19 protein-coding genes and 2 pseudogenes are annotated in these 21,657 nt (G+C 70.3%); 10 read left to right on the top strand and 11 right to left on the bottom strand.

Features of this window, described 5'->3' with window-relative positions:
- Positions 1-95: 95 nt before the first annotated feature.
- Entirely contained in the window at positions 96-473 is a 378-nt protein-coding gene (locus AB0D57_RS32540; protein ID WP_362081209.1) for a nuclear transport factor 2 family protein, read from the bottom strand.
- A gap of 358 nt (positions 474-831) precedes the next feature.
- Between AB0D57_RS32540 and AB0D57_RS32535 the strand changes: the two genes are divergently transcribed.
- The 3 genes from AB0D57_RS32535 to AB0D57_RS32525 all read left to right on the top strand — a co-directional run bounded on the left by AB0D57_RS32535 (position 832) and on the right by AB0D57_RS32525 (position 4,379).
- Positions 832-1,242, top strand: coding sequence for a hypothetical protein (locus AB0D57_RS32535; protein ID WP_362081205.1), 411 nt, complete (start codon positions 832-834; stop codon positions 1,240-1,242).
- Between the two features lie 120 nt (positions 1,243-1,362).
- A complete protein-coding gene (locus AB0D57_RS32530) occupies positions 1,363-3,696 on the top strand; it encodes an FHA domain-containing protein (protein ID WP_362081202.1) in 2,334 nt (777 codons plus the stop codon).
- Positions 3,697-3,701: 5 nt separating this feature from the next.
- On the top strand, positions 3,702-4,379 hold the full coding sequence (locus AB0D57_RS32525; RefSeq protein WP_362081199.1) for a hypothetical protein: 678 nt from the start codon (positions 3,702-3,704) through the stop codon (positions 4,377-4,379).
- 3 nt (positions 4,380-4,382) lie between these two features.
- Here AB0D57_RS32525 and AB0D57_RS32520 read toward each other — a convergent pair whose 3' ends face one another.
- Positions 4,383-5,687: a streptophobe family protein gene (locus AB0D57_RS32520; protein ID WP_362081196.1), complete on the bottom strand. Its 1,305-nt coding sequence runs from the start codon at positions 5,685-5,687 to the stop codon at positions 4,383-4,385.
- Between the two features lie 163 nt (positions 5,688-5,850).
- On the opposite strand from AB0D57_RS32520, the gene AB0D57_RS32515 reads away from it, so the two are divergent.
- The 3 genes from AB0D57_RS32515 (at position 5,851) to AB0D57_RS32505 (ending at position 9,270) form a co-directional block, all read left to right on the top strand.
- Positions 5,851-7,266 carry a DUF6777 domain-containing protein gene (locus AB0D57_RS32515; protein WP_362081193.1) on the top strand — a complete coding sequence of 472 codons (1,416 nt, stop codon included), beginning with the start codon at positions 5,851-5,853 and terminating at the stop codon, positions 7,264-7,266.
- A gap of 117 nt (positions 7,267-7,383) precedes the next feature.
- Positions 7,384-7,836 carry an ATP-binding protein gene (locus AB0D57_RS32510; RefSeq protein WP_362081190.1) on the top strand — a complete coding sequence of 151 codons (453 nt, stop codon included), beginning with the start codon at positions 7,384-7,386 and terminating at the stop codon, positions 7,834-7,836.
- A 57-nt stretch (positions 7,837-7,893) separates the two neighbouring features.
- A complete protein-coding gene (locus AB0D57_RS32505) occupies positions 7,894-9,270 on the top strand; it encodes a diacylglycerol kinase family protein (protein ID WP_362081187.1) in 1,377 nt (458 codons plus the stop codon).
- Positions 9,271-9,291: 21 nt separating this feature from the next.
- Here the strand turns inward: AB0D57_RS32505 and AB0D57_RS32500 are convergent, their stop codons facing one another.
- Positions 9,292-10,182 (bottom strand): SigB/SigF/SigG family RNA polymerase sigma factor, encoded by an 891-nt coding sequence (locus tag AB0D57_RS32500; RefSeq protein ID WP_362081184.1) that lies wholly within the window; start codon positions 10,180-10,182, stop codon positions 9,292-9,294.
- A 153-nt stretch (positions 10,183-10,335) separates the two neighbouring features.
- Between AB0D57_RS32500 and AB0D57_RS32495 the strand changes: the two genes are divergently transcribed.
- The gene (locus AB0D57_RS32495) at positions 10,336-10,746 is read left to right on the top strand and encodes a helix-turn-helix domain-containing protein (RefSeq protein ID WP_362081180.1); all 411 of its coding nucleotides are present in this window, start codon (positions 10,336-10,338) and stop codon (positions 10,744-10,746) included.
- A gap of 31 nt (positions 10,747-10,777) precedes the next feature.
- Here AB0D57_RS32495 and AB0D57_RS32490 read toward each other — a convergent pair whose 3' ends face one another.
- The 3 genes and pseudogenes from AB0D57_RS32490 to AB0D57_RS32480 form a co-directional block, all read right to left on the bottom strand.
- Positions 10,778-11,380 (bottom strand): ATP-dependent Clp protease proteolytic subunit, encoded by a 603-nt coding sequence (locus tag AB0D57_RS32490; protein ID WP_362081177.1) that lies wholly within the window; start codon positions 11,378-11,380, stop codon positions 10,778-10,780.
- Between the two features lies 1 nt (position 11,381).
- Positions 11,382-12,035 carry an ATP-dependent Clp protease proteolytic subunit gene (locus AB0D57_RS32485; RefSeq protein ID WP_362081174.1) on the bottom strand — a complete coding sequence of 218 codons (654 nt, stop codon included), beginning with the start codon at positions 12,033-12,035 and terminating at the stop codon, positions 11,382-11,384.
- Positions 12,036-12,172: 137 nt separating this feature from the next.
- Positions 12,173-12,960, bottom strand: a pseudogene (locus AB0D57_RS32480) (alpha/beta fold hydrolase); the annotation flags it as partial.
- Positions 12,961-13,066: 106 nt separating this feature from the next.
- On the opposite strand from AB0D57_RS32480, the gene AB0D57_RS32475 reads away from it, so the two are divergent.
- Both AB0D57_RS32475 and AB0D57_RS32470 read left to right on the top strand, forming a co-directional pair.
- Positions 13,067-13,549 carry a VOC family protein gene (locus AB0D57_RS32475; protein WP_362081171.1) on the top strand — a complete coding sequence of 161 codons (483 nt, stop codon included), beginning with the start codon at positions 13,067-13,069 and terminating at the stop codon, positions 13,547-13,549.
- A gap of 369 nt (positions 13,550-13,918) precedes the next feature.
- Positions 13,919-14,137 (top strand): annotated as a pseudogene (locus tag AB0D57_RS32470) (HoxN/HupN/NixA family nickel/cobalt transporter); the annotation flags it as partial.
- Positions 14,138-14,336: 199 nt separating this feature from the next.
- Here the strand turns inward: AB0D57_RS32470 and AB0D57_RS32465 are convergent.
- The 5 genes from AB0D57_RS32465 to AB0D57_RS32445 all read right to left on the bottom strand — a co-directional run bounded on the left by AB0D57_RS32465 (position 14,337) and on the right by AB0D57_RS32445 (position 20,849).
- A complete protein-coding gene (locus AB0D57_RS32465) occupies positions 14,337-14,954 on the bottom strand; it encodes a malonic semialdehyde reductase (protein ID WP_362081168.1) in 618 nt (205 codons plus the stop codon).
- A 148-nt stretch (positions 14,955-15,102) separates the two neighbouring features.
- Positions 15,103-17,121, bottom strand: coding sequence for an acetoacetate--CoA ligase (locus tag AB0D57_RS32460; protein WP_362081165.1), 2,019 nt, complete (start codon positions 17,119-17,121; stop codon positions 15,103-15,105).
- A gap of 16 nt (positions 17,122-17,137) precedes the next feature.
- On the bottom strand, positions 17,138-18,772 hold the full coding sequence (locus AB0D57_RS32455; protein WP_362081162.1) for a bifunctional 3-(3-hydroxy-phenyl)propionate/3-hydroxycinnamic acid hydroxylase: 1,635 nt from the start codon (positions 18,770-18,772) through the stop codon (positions 17,138-17,140).
- Entirely contained in the window at positions 18,769-19,707 is a 939-nt protein-coding gene (locus AB0D57_RS32450) for a fumarylacetoacetate hydrolase family protein (RefSeq protein WP_362081158.1), read from the bottom strand. The genes AB0D57_RS32455 and AB0D57_RS32450 overlap by 4 nt, the downstream gene beginning before the upstream one ends.
- A complete protein-coding gene (locus tag AB0D57_RS32445) occupies positions 19,704-20,849 on the bottom strand; it encodes a VOC family protein (RefSeq protein WP_362081155.1) in 1,146 nt (381 codons plus the stop codon). Before AB0D57_RS32445 ends, AB0D57_RS32450 begins: the two co-directional genes overlap by 4 nt.
- Before the next feature lie 137 nt (positions 20,850-20,986).
- Between AB0D57_RS32445 and AB0D57_RS32440 the strand changes: the two genes are divergently transcribed.
- Positions 20,987-21,622, top strand: coding sequence for a TetR/AcrR family transcriptional regulator (locus tag AB0D57_RS32440; protein ID WP_362081152.1), 636 nt, complete (start codon positions 20,987-20,989; stop codon positions 21,620-21,622).
- Positions 21,623-21,657: the final 35 nt, after the last annotated feature.

The following is a 21,657-nucleotide window of genomic DNA, read 5'->3' as shown; positions in this document are numbered from 1 at the left end:
CAGCAAGCGCATCGGACCGGACCAATCGAGACGGGGATCAGTTCGGCCCGAGATCTGGCACGGGGCCAGCAAGATCACGATCTACAGCTGGAGTATTAGGCCGGAACACGGTCCAGGAACCCGTACACACTCCGGATCCGGTCCTCGCCGTCCAGGGTGATCACGTCGAATCCGGCGACGGGCGCCGAGCCGTCCGCGTCGTTGACCAGTTCCCAGCCGAAGCGGGCTGTGTCGTGGTGCCCGTCGACGGCGCCCATGAGGCGGAAGGAGAATCCCGGGAACTGCTCGTGCGCCGCCGCGATCACGGCCGCGATCTCGTCGTGCCCGCGGACATCGGCCAGCGGATCGGTGTAGGCGCCGTCCACGGTCCAGGCGGCGGCGACCGCCTTGGCGAGCGCGTCCCGCTCGCCCGCGTTCCAGGCCTCGAAGTAACGGGCGACGGCATTCCGGTAACGGTCGTCGGATGCGAACATGGTTGATCAACCTCCGTTGAGAAATGGGGTACGCGCTGGTCGGAGACCGAATTCCGAGGTGCGGGTGCCCCCTGGGATCCGGTACCGCAACCATGCCCGCCGCGTCCCCACGGCGTCGATTACCTCCCAGGTAAGGGCGGCGGATCGCCTTTCGGCCAAACTGAGAGGTGAATATGCCAGGAGACTGGCTGGAATGACATGGTGACAGAGTGTCAGGGGTGGCGATACTCGATTAGTAGGGCGATTCCGCCATGCCTACGCAACATCAATATGCACAACAGATGAGCCGCACGCAGTAAATGAGCCGCAGGGAAAGCGAGGCCGGGCCGGCAGCGAGCGTTGCAATGGGGGAGCGATCGTGCACGACGAATTCCTGTGCCATGTCACCGCATACGGAATATGCGGAGGTCGACGCGTCGGCGTCCCCCTGGGGACCTATCGCGCGCCCACGCTGGCGCTTGCTCTGTGGTGGATGCGGGATCGCGCCTCGTGGATGGCCGAGCGGCTCGATCCACAGCCCGAGGACCCGACCTTCCCGCCGAACTCGATCGCGCCGGTCGCGAACACCGTGCCGGACGTGCCGGCCCTGCTGCGGGCCTGGTGCGGTGACGCGGTCCAGCAGGAGCTGGTGGCCGAGGAGTTGGCCGCCGGCAAGCTCGTCCGCATCGCCACCAGCGACGACACCACCGAGTACGAACTGCTCGCCGAATCCGTGGACGCGCTGCGCATGCAGCGGACCGCCGCCGCGCTCGGCACCTCCGCGGCCTGACGGAGCCGGTCGGCGACCGTGACGGCCCGCCGCTCGCGGAACTCGGTCGCGGCCCGTCGTGGACGCGGCTTCTCACGGTTCGATCAGGCGCATATATGGACGAATAGCTAGAATTCTGGCATGGCAGAGCGGCCGGTCGGTCCGAGTGCGCCCGAACTCGTACTCGAAACCGAGACGGGCTCCACGGTGATGAGTCCGAGCCGCGACTATCACGTCGGGCGTGACCCGCTGAGCGACATCGTCATCGAGGACGTCCGGGTCTCGTGGCACCACGCGGTGCTTCGGCCCGCGGCCGGCCACTGGAGGCTCGAGGACGAGAACAGCACGAACGGCACCTACGCCGACGGCCGCCGCGTCGACGAGTGGGGCGTCGGCCCGGGCAGTGTCATCCGCTTCGGCAGTTCGTCCGACGGACCCCGGGCGGTACTCGTCGCCCTGACGCCGGTGCGTCCCTCGGCCGTCTCACATCCCTCGGCCACCGGTACCTTTCGGCAGCCCGCCACCGTACGACCGCTGCCCACCCGCACCGTGCGCATCGGCCGTGGCGACGACAATGAACTGCTCGTCGACGACCTGACCGTCTCCCGGCACCACGCCGCGCTGCTGGCCCACCAGGACGGGACGTACGAGATCGTCGACCTCGGCAGTCACAACGGCACGTTTCTCCATGGCCGGCCCGTCGCCCGCGCCCCGGTCGCGCCCGGTGACATCGTCGGCATCGGCCACTCCGCGTTCTGCCTCGTCGGCGACCAACTGCAGGAGTACGTCGACACCGGCGAGGTCTCCCTCGATGTCCAGGACTTGACGGTCACCGTCGACCGCGGCCGCACAACGCTCCTCGACCAGGTGTCCTTTCCCCTGGGAGGGAAAGGCCTGCTCGCCGTCGTCGGCCCCAGCGGCGCCGGAAAGTCCACGCTCCTCAACGCCCTGACCGGGCAGCGCCCCGCCGACCACGGCAGGGTCCTGTACGACGGCCGCGACCTCTACCACGACTACGCCGAACTGCGCACGCGCATCGGCCTCGTGCCGCAGGACGACATCCTGCACACCCAGTTGACGGTACGCCGGGCCCTCACCTACGCCGCCGAGCTGCGCTTCCCGCAGGACACCGCGAAGTCGGAGCGCCGGGCCCGGGTCGACGAGGTGATCGGCGAACTGGGACTGGAACAGCGGACCGCGCACCCCATCCGCAGCCTGTCGGGCGGCCAGCGCAAGCGCGTCAGCGTGGCACTCGAACTGCTGACCAAGCCGTCGCTGCTGTTTCTCGACGAGCCGACGTCCGGCCTCGACCCCGGTATGGACCGCTCCGTGATGCGCATGCTGCGCGGCCTCGCCGACGACGGCCGTACGGTCATCGTGGTCACCCACAGCGTGCTCAGCCTCGACGTCTGCGACCGGCTCCTCGTGCTCGCACCGGGCGGCAAGGTCGCGTACTACGGACCGCCCGATGACACCCTCGCCTTCTTCGGCTACGAGCAGTGGCCCGAGGCCTTCGAGGCCTTCGAGCGGGACCAGGGCCGGGACTGGGCGGGAGAATACCGGGACTCGCCGTTCCACCGGCAGTACGTCGACAAGTCCAGCGAGCAGCCGCATCTGCCGCACGTCCTCGCGGCCGAGGCCGTCGGACCGCCGCCCAAGGCCCAGAGCTGGGGCGCGCAGGTCAGCACGCTGGTCCGCCGCTACGCGGCCGCGCTCAGCGCCGACCGGACCTTCCTCGCCGTCATCGTCGTGCTGCCGTTCGTGATGGGCGTGATGGCCCGCGCGCTGGCCGGAAGCAGGCTGACCCGGGAGACGGCGATGAACGCGCTGCTCATCCTGTGCGTCGGTGGGGTCCTGACGGGCGCGGCCAACGCCGTGCGCGAACTGGTCAAGGAGCGGGTGATCTACCAGCGCGAGCGGGCCGTCGGCCTGTCCCGATCGGCGTACCTGATGTCGAAGGTCGTGGTCCTCGGCACCGTCACCATGCTCCAGGCGGTCGTCCTCACCCTTGTCGCCCTGTCCGGCGTCGACCTCAACGCACCCCGGGGGAAGGGCGTCCTCATGCCGCCGCTCGTGGAGATCACGGTGGCCGTGGCCCTGCTCGCCTTCACGGCGATGATGCTCGGCCTCCTCGTGTCCGCCCTGGTGCGTAAGGAGGAGGTCACCATGCCGCTGCTGGTATTGCTCGCCATCATCCAAGTGGTCTTCTGCGGCGCGCTGTTGAAGCTGAACGGATTGCCCGGCATCGAGCAGCTGTCCTGGCTCGTCCCCTCGCGCTGGGCCCTGGGCGCGATGGCCGGGACCATCGGACTGGCCCGTATCGTCCCCGGGGATCTGACCGCGGAACCACTGTTCAGGCACTCGACCGGAGTGTGGCTGCTCAACGTGGGCATGCTGGTCGTGCTCTCGGTCGTCTTCGGCTACGCGGTGGCCCGGCTGCTGCGACGCCGCGAACCCGCCCTCATGCGGAAGTAGGCGCGATGACGACTCCCGACTCCGCCCAGGTGACGATTCCAGGCTTCCGCCCGACGCATGTCGTCCCGGGGGACGGCCTGCCCGCCTGGGAGGCCCCGGACCCGTCCCGTCCCACCGTGCCGCTGGACGCGCTGCTCCCGGTTCAGCTCGTCGAACGACTCGGCGACTGGGGGAGGATCGTGTGCGCCAACGGGTGGTCGGCCTGGGTCGACGGCCGACTGCTGGTCGCCGTACCGCAGTCGCCGCCCGAGGCGGGCGGCGCAGCCATCCGTACGGCCGATCCCCGCCCGCTCCTGGCCCGTGCCGAGGAGGTGCTCAGCCGATATCGGAGCGCGGTGGAAGACCGCTCGGCCGGGCGTATCGACGGGGGGTCCTTCCGGAGCCTTACCCAGGGCCGGCGGATCGGCCTGGTCGTCGACGGCGAGTCCCTCTGGCTGTACGACGCCGAGCGCGAGCGATGGGTGTACTGCGACGGGACGGCGCTGAGCACCTATGCGGTCGATGCGGATCCGGTCGTGAGCCGGGGGCCGGACACGCTCGAACAAGAACCGGATGCCGTACCGGACCCGGATGCCGTACCGGAATCTGACGCCGTACGAGGACCTGACGCCGTACACGAACCGGACGACAGTGAACCGACGCGTCTCGTCCCGCGGGTGCCGGACGAGTCCGATGACCGCTGATGGCTATCCGGACGGCTGTCCGGCCCCGATCTCGCCCCTGTGGTGAACGCTCTTCGCCAGCAGACCGCCCAGAAACCCGGTGGCCAGCCCCCACAGCACGGCGAACCCGAGTGCGGTCCAGAGCTTCGGTTTCAGGAGGAGCTCCCCCTTGAGGCCGCCGCCGACGTCGCCGACGCCGAGGAGCGAGAGGCCGTAGTGTACGGAGACCCTGCCGACCAGGCAGATCATGAGCACGGTGAGTGCCAGCGCGATCGCCATGTGCACGGCGTGCTGCCAGGTACGCATCCGGGCCGGCGAGCGGGCGGCCAGGAGGAAGGCGGCGCCCAGGAGCAGCAGGGCGTCGACGACCAGCAGCCACCACACCTTTCCGTCGAACCGGGCAAGGGTGCGCAGATTGAGCGTGGAGACGTCAGGGGCGCGCAGCACCTCGTCGAGGATGTGCGGCATCGGCAAAGCGAAAGGCCCGTCCACTCGCCCGGTCCAGGTGGCGCCCATGCCGATCGTGAGGGCGAGCCAGACGAGGTTGGGGAGCCCGAGGAAGATCACCGCGAAGGTCTCGGGGATGTGCCCGCGCGTCGCGGCCACCACCAGCGCGACGACCACGCCCACGGCGACGTAGGCGAGCAGGAGCACCACCATGGCGAAGGCGGCCGGCCGCACCGACTCCTGGAAGCGCAGCATCCGGGTCGGCAGCGGGGCCCCGCGCGAGACCAGCAGGGCGAGGACGAGCACGCCCGCGAGCCACAGCACCCCGAGGACCAGCGTCGACGGCAGATCGGTCCGGAAGCCGACCGTCGGCTCGGCGCCCAGCAGGTCGCCGATGTCGCCGATCGTCCCGTCTCCGAGGGAGATCTTGAAGTCCTGGCGCGAGCAGAGCGCGATTCCGAGAAGGGCCGGCAGCCACAGGACGGCGATCCGGGCGGCCCACCCGGCCCATTCGGAGGCGCCCGCGACCGCCCGGTGCCGTAGCGGCCGCAGGAATCCGGTGGCGATGACGAGCGCCCCGGCGAGCGTGACCGACAGGGGAATCACCGTCAGGCCCGCCTGGGTGTCGGCGATCACTCCGGCGTCGCCCGCGAACTCGATCGTGCCGCCGACCGCGGTCACGACGGTGGCCGCGACGACACGCGGGAAGGCGTTGTCGGGCAGGTCGGCGCCACCGGCCCCCCACAGCCCCAGGGCGGCGACCACGAGCATGACGATCAGCCCGGCCAGCACCGTCACGAGGGCCTGGACCCAACCGTGGCGTGCGACCGTCCGCCCGACGGGAGGGGCGACGGCCTGGGCGGACGGTGTCTGGGGGCTCACGTTGTCACGCTAAGCAGCGCCACGGCCTCGCGCCCGTCGGGGCGGCCGACCGCGTCAGCTTGCGGCCAGTACCGGATCGGAGCACACAATGGGCTGATTGTGGAATCAAACGGCGTAAATCGGTTGAAGTGCCGTGTTATCCCTACGCCTGGAAGAAGAGCCCGTGAGCATCGAACCGCCGGACGCCGGCCGCCCCCCGGGACCGCCCGCGGGCCCGCTGTCAGGCCCGACCAGGGACGATCGGACGCAGCCGAGCGTCCGTACACCCTCGGAGCCGCCGAGCGATGAGTCCGGCGGTCGCGGTGCCGGGGGCGGCGGAGACGGAGACGGCGGCGATGACGGTGGTGGTACGGGGGGACCGTCCGGGCCTGGCGGCCCGGTCGGCCCCGGTGAGGGAACCGGCAAGGGCCCCGACCACCCGTGGTGGAAGTCGGCGCCCCGCCTCGCGCTGATATCCGGCGTCACGGTGGCCGCGGTGGTCCTGGGCCTCGTCCTCGCCCGTTCCGACGGTACGTCCTCGGCCGGCGCCGAGGTTCTCCTCGAGGCCGCGGGCAAACCGGGCCCCGACCCGTTCACCGAGTCGACTGCGAACGACAGCTCCGCCGCACCGGTGACACCATCGGCGAGTGCCCCGGCGTCCGCCGATGCGTCGGGTGTGTACGGTTCCGCCCCCGGCCTTTTCAGCGGCACCCGCAATGTCGCCAGTTGCGACGTGGAGAGACAGATCAAGGCGCTCCAGGCGACCCCGACGAAGATCAAGGCCTTCGCGTCCACGCACGGCATCCAGGCCGCCGCGGTCCCCGCCTATCTGCGCTCGCTCACCGCCGTACAACTGCGTATGGACACACGCGTCACCAACCACGGATACCGAGACGGCGCTTCTCACGGCTATCAGGCGATCCTCCAGGCGGGCACCGCCGTCCTCGTCGACGGCCGTGGTGTGCCGCGGGTGCGCTGCGACTGCGGAAACCCGCTGCTGCCACCGGTCGCGCAGCAGGCCACGCCCAGGCGGACGGGCGACACCTGGTCCTCGTTCCGGCCGCAGAACGTCGTGGTCGTCTCGCCCGCGAAGACAATCATCGACGTCTTCGTCATCTACGACCCCGACGACAAGGAATGGGTCGCCCGCCACCGGGGCGACAGTGGCGGCCACCGCGATGAGAAGACGCATCCCCCGACGCGTCAGCCGGCCCCGACCGCGAGCGTCTCGTCCCCCGCAGTGAGCTCTCCGCCGTCCTCGCCGCCACGGTCCTCGTCGTCTCCGGCGCGGCCGTCCTCGTCTGCGCCACCGCCCTCGTCTCCGGCGCGGCCGTCCTCGTCTCCGGAACCCTCGTCCCCGTCTGCGGAGTCCTCGGCGCCACCGTCGTCCCCGTCACCCTCTTCGTCTTCCTCTCCCTACTCTCCCCACTCGCCTTCACCTTCGCCCTCGTCATCACGCTCGCAGCCCTCGTCCTCCGCGCCTCCGACCAGCGCACCGGAGTCGGCGGTGTCGCCCAGCTCCGTATCGCCCGGTACGACTGCCGCGCCCTCGTCGTCCACCAGTGCCCCGGAGCTGTCCGCCACCTCCCCGGAGTACTGACTCCGACGCGGCGCCGTGCGTGAGCCGCGGGAGCCCAGAGGTGACTGGGGAGGACTTCACGGGGTACCAGCACTTGTGCAGCAGCGTTCGCATGTTCGGTACCTGAGAGAGACGCCCATGATCGAGCCCTTGGACGGAGTGGTGATACCGACTGGCTTCGACGTGCCCGTGGAACCGCTTCGGCGGGCGGCGCACTACACCGGCGAGCCGGGGTGCATCGCCGAAGCACGCCATTTCGCCGAGTCGTTTCTCGAACAACTCCGGTCGGAATGGTGTGCCGAGATCGACGAACGGGCCGACGGCGACCTTCTCCTGGTCGTCAGCGAACTGGTCACCAACGCGGACCGGCACAGCCATGGGCCCTACATCCTGGAACTGGAGGGAACCGACACCTCCGTGTCCGTCACCGTCTACGACAGCAGCGCCACCCTGCCCCGGCCCTGTCCGCGGGATCCCGAACGTGTGGGGCGGCACGGACTGGAGATCGTCCACGCGCTCGCGACGAAGGTGACCGTCGGTCGAGTGCCGGTCGGAAAACGTGTCAAGGCCGAGCTCGACCTGCGTCGTTGACCCGGCCACCCAGGGGATCCGTCGGGATCCGTTGTCGAACGCAAGGGTGGGGCTCTCATGAGAAGGCGTGAGACAGGGTGGCGGCGGATCGCCGCGGGCGGTCTCCTCTGGGGTGGTGCGGCCGCTGCCCTGGGCGCGACCGGGAACCGGACCGCGCGCCGGGCGGCGCTGCGGGGCGTCGGCGCCGTAGCCCTCGCAGTGGCGGTGACGCGTGCTCTGGGGCACCCGGCGACACGGAAGGCAGGGCCACTCGAAGCGGCCGGTCACGTCGCGCCGACCGCCGCGTTCACCGCCGGAGTCCTCCTCGAAGCTCCCCGGTACGGGCTGCTCGTGGTGCCGGGCACCGCCGCATTGGCCATGGCACGCGTGCGTTCCGGGGTCCGGCACCCGGGCGACTTGGCCGTGGGCGTGGCGATCGGGGTCGGCGCCGCCGCGCTGACCGCACGCTGGTGGCCGGTCAAGCCGGAGACGGCAGCCGCGGCGGCACCACCGCGCCGGCCCGCTGCCGCGCTGCCCGGGGGCGCCGGCCTGCACATCGTGGTCAACCCGTCCTCGGGCCTCTCGTGGAGCGCCGATGCGCCCGACGCGAGCGAGTACCTGCGGGCCGCGCTGCCCAAGGCGGAGATCACGGTGCCGCAGGAGGGACAGGACCTCACGGAACTCCTGGAGCAGGCCGGCCGGCGGGCGAAGGAGCAGGGCGGCGCGCTCGGCGCCTGCGGCGGCGACGGGACGATCAACGCCGCGACGGAGGTCGCCGCCCGGCTCGGCCTGCCGCTCGCGGTGTTTCCCGGCGGCACCTTCAACCACTTCGCCGTCGACCTGGGCAATCAGTCCCTGGACGACGCCGTACGAGCCGTGCAGGGCGGGGACGCGGTCGTCGCGGACCTCGGGCGGGCCCGTGCGCCGGGCGGACCGGAGCAGCTGTTCCTCAACACCTTCAGCCTCGGCGTCTACTCGGATCTGGTCGGCGCCCGGGAAAAGCTGGAGAAGCGGATCGGGAAGTGGCCCGCGCTCGTGGTCGGTCTGGCCAAGGTCCTCGCCGACGGCAGCCCCGTGGACATCTCGGTCAACGGCCGCCCCAAGCGGCTGTGGCTCCTGTTCGCGGGCAACGGCATCTATCACCCCGCCGGATTCGCGCCCACGTACCGGACACAGCTGGACGACGGTCTGCTGGACGTCCGCGCCGTCGACGCCGGTACTCCGCTGGCCAGGACGCGGCTGCTGCTGGCCGTCCTGACCGGCACCCTGCACAACAGCCGGGTCCTCACCACGGCGCAGGTGCGCAGTCTGCGGCTCGAAGTGCTGCACGGCGACCCGCGGTTCTCGTACGACGGCGAGGTGACCCGGGTCGCGGCACCGCGGCTGGTGCTCGACAAGCTGACGCGGGCCGTGACGCTGTACCGGCCCGCGCAGCAGGACCAGTGGCTGCGCTGAAGTGTGCCGGCGGACCCGGTGTCAGGCCCGCTCGACCCGGTTCAGGTCACTCAGCATGCCGCTGCGCAGCCGCTCGATGATCCGCTTGATGAGACGGGAGACATGCATCTGGGAGCAGCCGAGACGCTCCCCGATCTCTGCCTGGGTGGCTTCCTCCACGAACCGCAGATGAATGATCTGCCGGTCGCGTTCACTGAGCTCCGACACCAGGGGAGCGAGCGTCTGGAGCTCCTCGACGAGCCGCATCCCGTCGTCCTCCACGCCGATGAAGTCGGCGAGGACCGCCTCACCGTCCTGGCTGCCCTCTCCGGTGAGCGCGGCGTCCAACGAGGACGAGTTGTAGCCGTTGGCGGCGATCCGGGCCTCGATCACCTCGTTCTCGGACAGGTTCATCAGCGTGGCCAGCTCGGCCACGGTCGGTTCCCGGTCGATACGACTCGCCAGTTCCTCCCGTGCCTTGGCCAGCTCCACACGCAACTCCTGCAGCCTGCGCGGCACATGGACGGCCCACGTCGTGTCACGGAAGAAGCGCTTGATCTCACCGACGATGTACGGCAGGGCGAAGGAGGTGAACTCGACCTCGCGCGAGACCTCGAACCTGTCTATGGCCTTGATCAGACCGATCATTCCGACCTGGGCGATGTCCTCCAGGTCGTCCCCGCGATGGCGGAAGCGGCCCGCGGCGAAGCGGACCAGCGACATGTTCATCTCGATCAGGGTGTTGCGCGCGTACTGGTACTCGCGTGTGCCTTCGTCGAGTTCCGACAGGCGCTGGAAGAACTGACGGGACAACTCTCGCGCGTCACGAGGAGCCACCGCCCGTGGATTCTCGACGTTCGGCAGTGGCGCCTCACCAGTCCTGGTCCTGGCCGACTCCTGGGTGACCTTCGACCGGCTCACGGTGGTGTCCATTACCTCTCCCATGAAACTCACTGTTCGCCTGTCCAGCATCGTGTTAGCGCGACTACCCCGGACACGGGAACCCATGTGTGTTCGTTTTCGGCGCAACAGGCGTGCGCGGGGGTCGGGTTGTGAGCAGCGAGCCGGCGCTTCTACGCTGACGAGGTGAGCAACCAAGCGCCGAACGACACCCGCGTCATCCCGCTGCGCCCGGCGACCGTGCCGGGGCCGGCCCTCGCGCCCCGGCAGGCGCCACCGGCCCCCAGGAGCAAGGAGCCGTTGTGGCGCGACCTCGTGGGTGACGTCCTGCGGCGGGAGCGGCTCGCGCAGGAGCGCACGCTCAAGGACGTGGCCGACGCGGCCCGCATCTCGATGCCGTACCTCTCGGAGCTGGAGCGCGGCCGCAAGGAGGCTTCGTCGGAAGTCCTCGCGGCCGCCGCGCGCGCCCTCGGCCTCGGTCTCACTGATCTGCTCTCGCTGGCCCAGGACGAGCTGACGCGCCTCTCCGAGCTGAGGCCCGCCCGCAGCCGTACCACGGCGAACCCGCGGTACAACGGCCTGTGCCTCGCCGCCTGACCCGGGACGACCGGCTCGCGGTGGCCCCGTGTCAGATCACCGCGGGCCGTCGGCTCAGCACCTCGTCCGCGAGCCCGTACGCCACGGCCTCCTGCGCCGTGAAGACCTTGTCGCGGTCCATGTCCGCGCGCAGCGTCGCGCTGTCGTGGTGCGTGTGCCGGGAGAGGACCTCCTCGACCTGCGAGCGGATGCGGAGCATCTCCTTGGCCTGGAGTGTGAGGTCCGAGACGGTGCCCTGCCGGCCGCCGCTCGCGGGCTGACCGAGCAGCACGCGCGCGTGCTCCAGCACGAACCGCCGCCCGGGATCGCCCCCGGCCAGCAACACCGCCGCCGTCGAGGCCGCCTGGCCGACGCAGCACGTCGAGATCGGTGCCTGGACGTACGTCATCGTGTCGTAGATCGCCATGAGCGAAGTGAACGAGCCACCAGGCGAGTTGATGTAGATCGCGATCTCGTTCTCCGGACTCGACGACTCCAGATGCAGGAGTTGCGCGATGACGACGTTCGCGACCCCGTCGTCGATCTCCGTGCCGAGAAAGATGATCCGCTCGGACAGCAGCCGACTGAAGACGTCGTACGACCGCTCGCCCTGCGGGGTGCGCTCGACGACGTTCGGAATCGTGTACGTACCCATGTCAGAGCCCCATCCGTCGCCGTGACGCGGCCGGGCGGACGTCCTCGAGCGACTCCACGACCCGGTCCACCATGCCGTACTCCTTGGCCTGTTCGGCCGTGAACCAGCGGTCGCGGTCGCCGTCCCGGGAGATCGTCTCCTCGCTCTGGCCGGTGTGCTCCGCGGTGATCCGCTCGATGGCCCGCTTGGTGAACTCCAGGTTCTGCGCCTGGATCTCGATGTCGGCGGTGGTGCCGCCGATCCCGGCCGACGGCTGATGCATCATGATCCGCGCGTTCGGCAGCGCGAAACGCTTGCCGTGTGTGCCCACGCTCAGCAGGAACTGCCCCATGCTCGCGGCGAACCCCATGGCGAGCGTCGAGACGTCGTTCGGGATCAGCCGCATCGTGTCGTAGATCGCGAGACCCGCGGTCACCGATCCGCCCGGGCTGTTGATGTACAGGCTGATGTCGGTCCGCGGGTCCTCCGCCGACAGCAGGAGCAACTGGGCGCAGACCCGGTTCGCGGAGACCTCGTCGACCTGGGTGCCGAGGAGGACGATCCGCTGTGCGAGCAGCTGCGCGGCCAGATGGTCGTCGAAGCGTGTCGCCGGGGTGTCGCCCTCCTCGGCCCGTGGTGCGAGGGCCGGGTGTCGGCCGGTGAGGGGTGGAGTCATCGGTCCTCCTTGTGGTGGCGCGGCTGCCATCGCCGCGATCACCACTCTCGGACCGAACGCACTCCTGAGTCAGCTTTCTCTGCCCGCGGCAGATTCGCTACGGGCAGACAGCCGTCCGCGTCGGCGCCCGGGCGGCCTCAGTGGTGTGCGCGCAGCGTCCGGAAGGAGGCCCGCACATCCGCGACCAGCAGCTCGGGCTCCTCCGCCGCGGTGAAGTGTCCGCCCTGGTCGAATTCCGTCCACCGCACGATGTTGTTCGCGCGGTTCGCGAGATGCCGCAGCGGGATCAGGGGCTCGTGCGGGAAGACGGCCAGCGCGGTCGGTACGGTCGACGGCTCGGACGCCGTGCCACGGTAGTCCGCGTGCGCCCGCTCGTAGGAGATGCGGGCCGACGACCCGGCCGTGCCGGTGAGCCAGTACAGCATCACGTTGGTCAGCATCAGGTCCCGGTCGACGGCTTCCTCGGGACGGTCCTTCGCGTCCGTCCACTGCCTGAACTTCTCGATGATCCAGGCGAGTTGACCCACCGGCGAGTCGGTGAGCGCATAGCTGAGGGTCTGCGGCCGGGTGGACTGCTGCTCGGCGTATCCGCCCTCGCCGCGGCGCCATTCCTGGCCCGCTGCCACGACGCCAGTGTGCGCTCGCGTTCTTCGGGGCTGAGCGCGGCCAGTTCCTCGGGAGTCGGCTCGGTGACCGCGGACGATCCGGGGAGCAGATTGAGGTGCACGCCGATGGGCCGCTCGGGGTACGCCCGGCCCAGCTCACGGGAGATGGCCCCGCCCCAGTCGCCGCCCTGGGCGCCGAACCGCTCGTAACCGAGGCGCGCCATGAGCTCCGCGAACGCGGCGGCCACCCGCTGGAACTCCCAGCGGGTGTCGCGCGTCGGCCCGGAGAGCCCGAACCCGGGAATGCTCGGCACGACGAGTGCGGACATTTCGGACCTGGACGGATCCGGTAGGCGCGCCGCCGATGACTTCTCGGACGACGATCAGTCGACAGAAGTGACGACATTCCCGCCCGAGGAGGTACGCATGCCCGCCGACGGTTTCACGACGTGTCTGTGGTTCGACGGCCAGGCCGAGGAGGCCGCGCACTACTACGTCTCGATCTTCAAGAACTCCCGGCTCGGCAGGATCGACCGCTACACGGAGGCCGGGCCCGGCCCCGCCGGTTCCGTCCTGACCGCCGAGTTCGTGGCCAACGGACAGAAGTTCGTCGCGCTGAACGGCGGCCCGCAGTTCACCTTCGACGAGGCCATCTCGTTCCAGATCGACTGCGAGGACCAGGAGGAGGTGGACCACTACTGGAACAAGTTCATCGGCGACGGCGGTGAGGCAGGCCCCTGCGGCTGGCTCAAGGACAAGTACGGACTGTCCTGGCAGATCGTCCCGACCCGGCTCATCGAACTGATCCGCGACGCCGACCCGGCGAAGGCGGCCCGGACGATGCAGGCGATGCTCCAGATGGGCAAGCTGGACATCGCGGCTCTGGAGAAGGCGCACGCCGGGCAGTAGCGGCCCGGCGCGGCGGCCGGCCCACCCTCCCGGAAGCGGGATCAGGCGAGCCGGCCGCTGTGCAGTGCCGTGTACGCGCCACCTCGGCGCAGCAGCTCCTCGTGCGAGCCGACCTGCCGGACACCGCGCTGTCGCTCCTGATGACCACCTTCACCGATCCGCGCGAGCGAGCGAAGGCCTTCACCGTCGCAGGCTCGGTCGCCGGTGCGGGCAGTGTGTCGACGTGGCCACGCGGGCCGAGCAAGGCGGGGCGGTCAAGGTCCCGGAGGGGGTGTGGGGTGGCGCCCCCTTCCGGGGTGTGGGTCAGCTGGCGGCTTGGGCGAGGAGCGGCTTGAGGGCCGGGTGCTGGAGGGCTTCCTCTGCGGCGGGGTCGTTGGCACTGCCGAGCTGCTGGGCCTGCTCGCCGACAAGGCCGACCTGCACGGCGCGTTCTGGGACTGGATAGGCGGTCTGGACCTGAACACCATCGGCTTCGTCGTCGGCTTCTTCTTCGCCACGCGGGCTGCTGCCCTGGCCGTGTGGAAGCTCAGCCGTGTCGAGGAGAAGTGGACCGCCGGGCTGCGGCCCGCCGAGCAACAGGCCGACTGACAGCGGGCGATGCGTGAGCTCGGCAGAACGGCGCACTTATTGTCACGGTGCCGGTCGGCGTCCTGGTCTCGTTCTCGTGCCCTGACTCCTCTGCAGAAAATCCATCACAGCCACCTCGGTAAAAGTGGGTGCCGGTACTCAGAAGAGCACCGGCACCCACGGCATGGTGCCTCTCACCTACCAGGCGGCGGCAGTGCCCTCAGGCCCAGGCGACGGCGTCCTCGACGGGCACGCGGGGCAGCCGCGGGAACCACGGGTCGGCACCGGGGTGACCGATGTTGACCACCAGATGCGAACGCCAGCTGGTACCGGCGAAGAACTCCTCGTCCACGCCGGCCCGGTCGAAGCCCGCCATGGGACCGGCCGCCAGCCCCGCTGCGCGCACGGCGAGCAGGAAGACCCCGGTCTGCAACGCCGAGTTGTAGGCGGCAAGGCTCTCGCGCTTCTCGATCAGGTCGGCGAACGCCGCTCGCAGCATGTCGCCGCGAGCCGGGAAGACTGTCGGCATCTGCTCGTGGAAGTCGGCGTCGTACGCCAGGATCGCCACGGCCGGCGCACTGAGCGTCTTGGCCCTGTTGCCCTCGTCGAGATGCCGGACGAGTCGCTCCTTGCCCTCGGGGGTGCGCACGAAGAGCACGCGCAGAGGCTGGCCGTTGGCGGCGCTCGGCGACCAGCGGGCGAGTTCCCAGATCATGGCGAGTTCGTCGTCGGCGACGGCCACCTCGGCGAAGGTGTTCGCGGTGCGGGCCTCGGTGAACAGCACCTTTCGCCCGGCGTCGTCGAGGACATCGAGGGCCTGCGGTTCGCGGTCGGTCATGCTCATCATTTCTCTCTTACTTCGGTTGTGTGTGGTGCCGGGGCGGGTTGACCGCCCCGGCACCACCCCGTGGGGACGGGGTTTGCGGAGCCGGGCGGGACACAAGGATTGCGGTGCTGTCACGTGGGCCTGTGGTCCCCTGGCCGACTCATGTGTGGTGTGCTGAGCGCTTGTTCCGCTCCGCGCCCAGGCGGGCGAAGTAGGCGATCAGCTCGGGGTTGTCGACCGCCGCGGGGTTCAGGACCTGCTCGGCGGGAGCACCCTGGAGCAGGCGCTTGACGGGAACCTCGAGTTTCTTGCCGGTCTTCGTGTGCGGGAGAGCCGGTACGGCGAGGATCTCGTCGGGCACATGGCGGGGTGAGGCGCCGGCGCGGATCGCGTCGCGGATCCGGTCGCGCAGGGAGTCGTCCAGGCCGACCCCGTCGGCGAGGACCACGAAGAGCGGCATCCAGTAGCCGCCGTCGGGTTCCTCCGCGCCGATGACGAGGGCCTCGGTGATCTCGGGGAGGTGTTCGACGACGTCGTGGATGTCGGCACTGCCCAGGCGCACACCGTTGCGGTTGAGGGTAGCGTCGGAGCGGCCGTGGACGATCACCGAGCCGTGCGAGGTGAGCGTGATCCAGTCGCCGTGCCGCCATATACCGGGGTAGGCGCCGAAGTAGGCGTCGCGGTAGCGGCTGCCGTCGGGGTCGTTCCAGAAGTACAGCGGCATGGATGGCATGGGCCGGGTGACGACCAGTTCGCCGACCTGATCGAGGACAGGGGTGCCCGTCGCGTCGTAGGCGGCCAGCGCCACGCCCAGGCCGGGGGCGGACAGCTCCCCCGCCCAGACGGGGGTCGTGGAGGCGCTGCCGGCGAAGCCGGAGACGATGTCCGTGCCGCCGCTGGTGGAGGCCAGCTGGACGCCTGCGCCCACATGGTCGCGGACCCAGGGGTAGGCGGAGGCGGGCAGAGCGGAGCCGGTGCAGCCGACGACGCGGATGGCCGACAGGTCGTGCACGGAGGGTTCGATGCCCAGCTTGGCCATGGCCAGCAGGTACTGAGGACTGGTGCCGAAGACGGTGACCTTGTGACGGGCCGCCAGCTCCCACAGGACGTCCGGACGCGCCTGCGGTGCCGGGCTGCCGTCGTAGGTGCAGGTGGTGGCACCGGTCAGCAGGGTGGAGACGACCAGGTTCCACATCATCCAGTGGGTGGTGGTGTACCACAGCAGGCGGTCCCCGGTGCCCAGATCGGTGTGCAGACCGAGCATCTTGAGGTGTTCGAGCAGGACCCCGCCGTGCCCGTGGACGATGCCCTTGGGCAGTCCGGTGGTGCCGGAGGAGAAGACGACCCACAGAGGGTGGTCGAACGGCACCGGGGCGATGGCGAGGTACTCGACGCGAGTAGCCGCGTCCTCCCAGGGAACCGTCAGCCCCGAGTCCCTGCCCTCGGGCCAGGCAAGGCCCACGTGGTCCACGAGCACCGTGGCCTCCAGCGTCGGCAGGGCGGCGGCGAGTTCGAGTGAGGCGGCGCGGCGGTCGTGTGTGGCGCCGTTGAAGAGGTAGCCGTCAGCGGTGATGAGCACCGTGGGTTCGAGCTGGGCGAAGCGGTCGGCGGCGGCCTTGGGTGCGTAGTCCTGGCCGCACACCGACCACACCGCGCCCAGGCTTGCGGTGGCGAGGAAGGCGATGACGGCGTGGGGGGTGTTGGGCAGATAGCCCACCACCCGGTCGCCCTGTCCGACGCCCAGGTCGCGCAGGCTGGCAGCGACGGAGGCGACCCGGGCGCGCAGCTCCCGGCCCGTGATCTCATAGCCGACTCCGGTCTCGTCCAGGGCGGTGATCGCGGGAGCGTCCGGCTGCAGGTTGCGCAGCGCGTGATGGACGTAGTTGAGGGTGGCGCCGGGGAACCAGCGGGCGCCGGGCATGGTCTCCTCGGCCAGCACCTCCTCGTACGGAGTCGTCGCGTCGATGTCGAAGTACTCCCACACCGCGGCCCAGAACCCTTCGAGGTCGGTGACGGACCACTGGTACAGGGCTCGGTAGTCCGTGGGGTCCTGGATCCCTTCGGCGTCCCGGTGCTGGGCCGCCCATCGGGCGAAGTCCGCGATGCGGCTGTGGGCGGCCGACTTCGGGTCGGGAGTGAAGAAGGGTTCCGGATACGGCACAAGGTGCGGGGTGGTCACGGTGTGGTGCTCCTCGTCAGGCGGGCCGGGCGTCGGCGGTACGGCGGGCCGTGTGCAGCAGGGGGGCCCAGGCGACGGTGTCCGTGAAGTCGCCGGTGCCGGCCGGGACGGTGTCCATCACGACACGGTCGGGGCGCAGCAGGACGGCGTCGGCACGGCCGCGTGCCAGCCAGCCGGCCAGGGTGCCGTCGTCGCCCAGGTCGTCGGCGTGGATCGTCGGGGCGCCCAGTGCGGTGGCCACGGCCGTCATCTGCGCCGTGGGTGGCACAGCGGTCAGGACGGCGAAGGAGTCCCCGAGGACGTCATCGAGGCGCACGCGCCTGCCGTCGTGCCGTACCCAGGGCTGCGGGCAGAAGGTGCCGGCCAGCACGCGGCCGGTCAGCCTGGGGCGGCGCCGTACGAGTGGACCGGCGGTCAGGGCGGGGCTGAGGTCACGGCTCACCGCCTCGGTCACGCCGGGGATGCGACAGACCGTGCCCACGACGGCCCGGCGGAACGCCGCACCGCGGTCCTGTCCGCCGGTCATGGCCCAGCCGACGGCGACCGCCACGCGGATCACATGGCGGGCGTGCGGCTTGCGCTCGCGTTCGTAGGTGTCCAGCAGCCCGTCGTGTGCGCCCTGTTGGAGGACGTGGGCGAGCTTCCAGGTGAGGTTGTAGGCATCGCGCAGGCCCGCGCACAGACCTTGCCCGACGAAGGGCGGGGTGAGGTGGGCGGCGTCCCCCAGCAGGAAGACACGCCCCCTGCGCCACCGGCCGGCGAGACGGGCCTGGAAGGTGTACTGCGCCTGCCGTATCACCTCGAAGTCGTCGCCCTGCGAGGCGTCGGGCGGCAGGTCCACCCAGGGGGCGACCAGCTCGCGCAGGCGCTCCCATCCGTCCGGGCCGTCCAGGTTCTGGTCGTCGGCCAGCCGGAACTCCCAGCGGTAGCGGTCCTCGCTGATGCGCATGAAGGTGGCAGGCCGGGTGGGGCAGCAGATCTGCTCGGCGCCTTCCCAGGTACGCACCGGGCGGCTGGTGCGCACGTCGATGACCCGCCAGCTCTCCTCGAAGTGCAGGTCCTCCCAGTCGGTGCCGATGGCGTCACGGGTGAGACTGCCCGCACCGTCGCAGCCGAGGACGGCATCGGCCCACAGGTGCTCCTCCTCGTCGCTGCCGTCGCGCCGGAAGGCAACCCGGACCGGACCCGTCGGGTCGTTCGGTCCGTCGGTGTCCCGTGCGACGGACTGGGTGACGGACTGGGTGACGGACACGACCTCCACCCCGCTCCACAGCTCGCACTCCGGGCGGCGCGCCAAGGCGTCACGCAGCAGGCGTTCCAGCTCGGGCTGGTTGAACATGCTGGTCTGCGGGAAGCCGTGGTGTCCGTGCATGGACCGCGGGAATTCGGTGATCACGCGGCGCCGGGCGTCCAGCAGCCGCAGCCCGGGCGCCGGGCGGGCGAGGGCGGCGAATTCCTCGTGGACACCGACGCTCTGCAGGATCCGGCGGATCTCGTCGTCCACGACGACGGCGCGCGGCAGGGGGTAGATGTCCCGGTGGCGTTCGAGGAGCAAGCTGCGCACTCCGAGCCGGGCGAGCAAGAGGGCGGCCATGACCCCGACGGGTCCCGCACCGATGATCACCACAGGTCTCCGGGATGCGGCCTTCATGATGCGTCCGTAACGGGGGTCCGCTGCTCGCCGAGGTCGATCCGCCCGTCCGGGGTGGCGATCGTGGCGGTGATGAGGTCACCGTTGCGCAGGTAGCGGGGGTTCTTGGCCTGGCCCTTGAAGAACGCCTTCCACTTCAGTGCGGGCGGCAGCAGCGCCCCGATCTTCTCGGCCGCCTTGGGCGGGGCCTTCAGCGCAGTGCCGCCGGGAGTGCCGGTCAGCAGCAGGTCGCCCGGGTCGAGGGTCTGGAAGCGGGCGAGCAGGGTGAGCGCCTGTGCGGGCCGTACGATCATGTCGGCCAGCGTGCGGTCCTGGCGCGACACGCCGTTGACCGACAGCTGCAACCGCAGGTTCAGCAGATGGGCGAAGTCCTCGGGCTCCAGCAGGGCCAGGTACGGGCCCGTCGGCGTGAAGGTCGGATAGGACTTGCTCTCGTAGAACTGGGTCTTGGTCAGCTGGACGTCGCGGGCGCTGACGTCGTTGGTCAGGACAAGGCCGGCTACGTAGCGCGGCAGGTCCTGCTCCTCGACGACGGTGCCCACGGGCAGGGTCGCGCCCATGACGAGGCCGAGTTCCACCTCGTAGTCGAGGAACTTCACGTGCGCGGGGCGGACGATCTTCTCGTGCGGGCCGCTGACCGAGCCGGACGCCTTGCGGAAGAAGGTGGGCGGGATGTCGCCGGTGAAGCCCGAATCCTTGGCGTGGCTGCGGTAGTTGACCATCTGGGCGACCACCCGGCAGGGGGTGGTGACCGGAGGCAGCGCCACCAGGTCGGCGACGGGCGTGCCGCTCTCGGCGGAGGCAGCGGCCTCGCGGACCGCGTCCCGGTCGGCGAGCAGTTCCGCGGTAGTGACGGCCTTGGTCTCGACGCGGACGGCGCGCTCGTCGCGGACGACCCACCAGCCGTCGGTGGTGCGCAGAACGTTGGTGCTCATGAGCTCATCGCTTTCATCAGGCCCAGCAGGCGTGCGGGGTCGAGTTCGTTGTCGCCACGCAGGGCCGTCATGACCTCGCGCAGCTTGGCGGGGGACGGGCTTGCGCCCAGGAAGTCGCGGGTGACCGGCGGGCCCCACTGGGCCAGGCCGCTCGCCGACATCGGCGCCCAGCCGGGCTCCAGGTCGCAGGAGAAGAGGTCGCCGTCGGCGAAGTGCTCCAGCATGAAGTGGTCGGGGTCGCGCCAGTAGTCGAACAGCTGGCTGCCCTGGATGTGCCGGCCGATGCCCCAGCTGCGCTGGTAACCGCGCTCGGCCAGGTACTCCCCGCCGGCGCCGATCGCGTCGAGGTCGGTGACCTGGTAGGCGGAGTGGACGTAGCCGGTACCGGGCCCCAGGTGCAGGGCCAGCGTGTGGTGATCGACGGCCACGCTCCCCTGGTCGCACCGGACGAACGCCATCGTCGGCCCGCGCCCGCGCTGCCCGTCCAGGAACAGGAAGTCGGACACGATCATCCCGAGGGTGTCCAGGTACCAGTCCAGGGTGCGGGCGAACACCCGTGTCTCCAGCACCACATGGCCCAGCCGTTGGATACGGGACGGCTCACGGGGCGGACGCTGGGTGGCGTTCGTACGCCGGTGATCGGTACCGAAGTTGAGGATCAGCCGCTGCTGCTCGGGCAGCTCGGGCAGCTGCTCGGCGCAGTGCACGACCCGGACCGGCAGGCCCGAGGGATCGAGCAGGGCGACCGACTGCCCACCGCCCGGTAGGCCGATGTCCCGGACGGTACTGCCGGTGGCGCGGGCCAGCCGGTCCAGGTCGGTCCGCTCGGCCGCGCGGAACGCCGGTCCGATGAAGCGGGACGTGCGCCCCTTGCGGATCACCATGCACGGCGAGCCGGCGAAGGTGCCGCGCAGCCACAGCTCGCCCTCGGTGCGGGCGACGATCGCGAAGCCGAAGTCACGGGCGAAGACCTCGGCCCGGTCCAGGTCGGGCTTCTCGAACTCCAGCCAGGCCAGGTCGGCCACCTTGATCACGGGATTCCGGGACCGCCCCGGATGCTCACCGCGCAAGCAGCCCTGCTCACTGTGGAGATCTTGGTGGGGCGTCTGGGGAGCGGCCCTGTTAACGGAGGTATGGGACATGGTGTCCTCCAAGCAACACTGCTGTAATGAGGAAATCATCAACTTTGCCGTTACTCATCGTCAATAGGGTGGACCCAAATAATTGATGATCTCATCAGTAATGGCAGACTGATCGTGACGGTTGTTACACTCGCCATATGCCGACGTCAGCCCCGCCCAAGAACCGCTTCGAACGGCGCCGCGCCGAGACCCGTCAGGCGCTCGTCCGTGCGGCCCGGCAGATCCTCGCGGAGACCGGGGACACCAGCGCCAGCATCCAAGCCATCGCCGAGCGCGCGGACGTCGGTTTCGGCTCCTTCTACAACCACTTCGAGTCCAAGACGGAGCTGTTCGACGCCGCGGTGACAGACGCCCTGGAGGAGTTCGGGCAGGTCATAGACGAGCGCGTACAAGGAATCGACGACCCGGCCGAGCTCGTCGCGGCGGGGTTCCGGCTCACCGCCCGGATGGCCGACTCGCACCCTGAACTCATGCGGATCCTGCGTGACCGCGGTCTGGCTCAGATCCACACCGACGGGGGCCTCGCCCCGCGAGCCCTGCGCGACCTGGAGACCGGCATCGCCTCGGGCCGCTTCACCTGCGCCAACCCGACCACCGCCCTGTCCGCCCTCGGCGGGACGCTGCTGTCCCTCGTGGCGCTGCGGCTGGCCCGCCCCGACCTCGACGGCGACGAGGCCGCCTCGGACCTGGCCGAGATGGTCCTGCGCATGCTGGGTGTCCCGCCGGGCGACGCTCACCAGGTGACCCGGCGGCCGCTGCCCCACCTCGGTTGACCCGGAGGACCGGCTGCGTCAAGCCTCGTGGGCAC

It is taken from the genome of Streptomyces sp. NPDC048275, assembly GCF_040652275.1.
Lineage (GTDB): Bacteria > Actinomycetota > Actinomycetes > Streptomycetales > Streptomycetaceae > Streptomyces.
The sequence above is the reverse complement of the archived record's forward strand: the minus strand, read 5'-3'. Positions and strand labels throughout refer to the sequence as shown.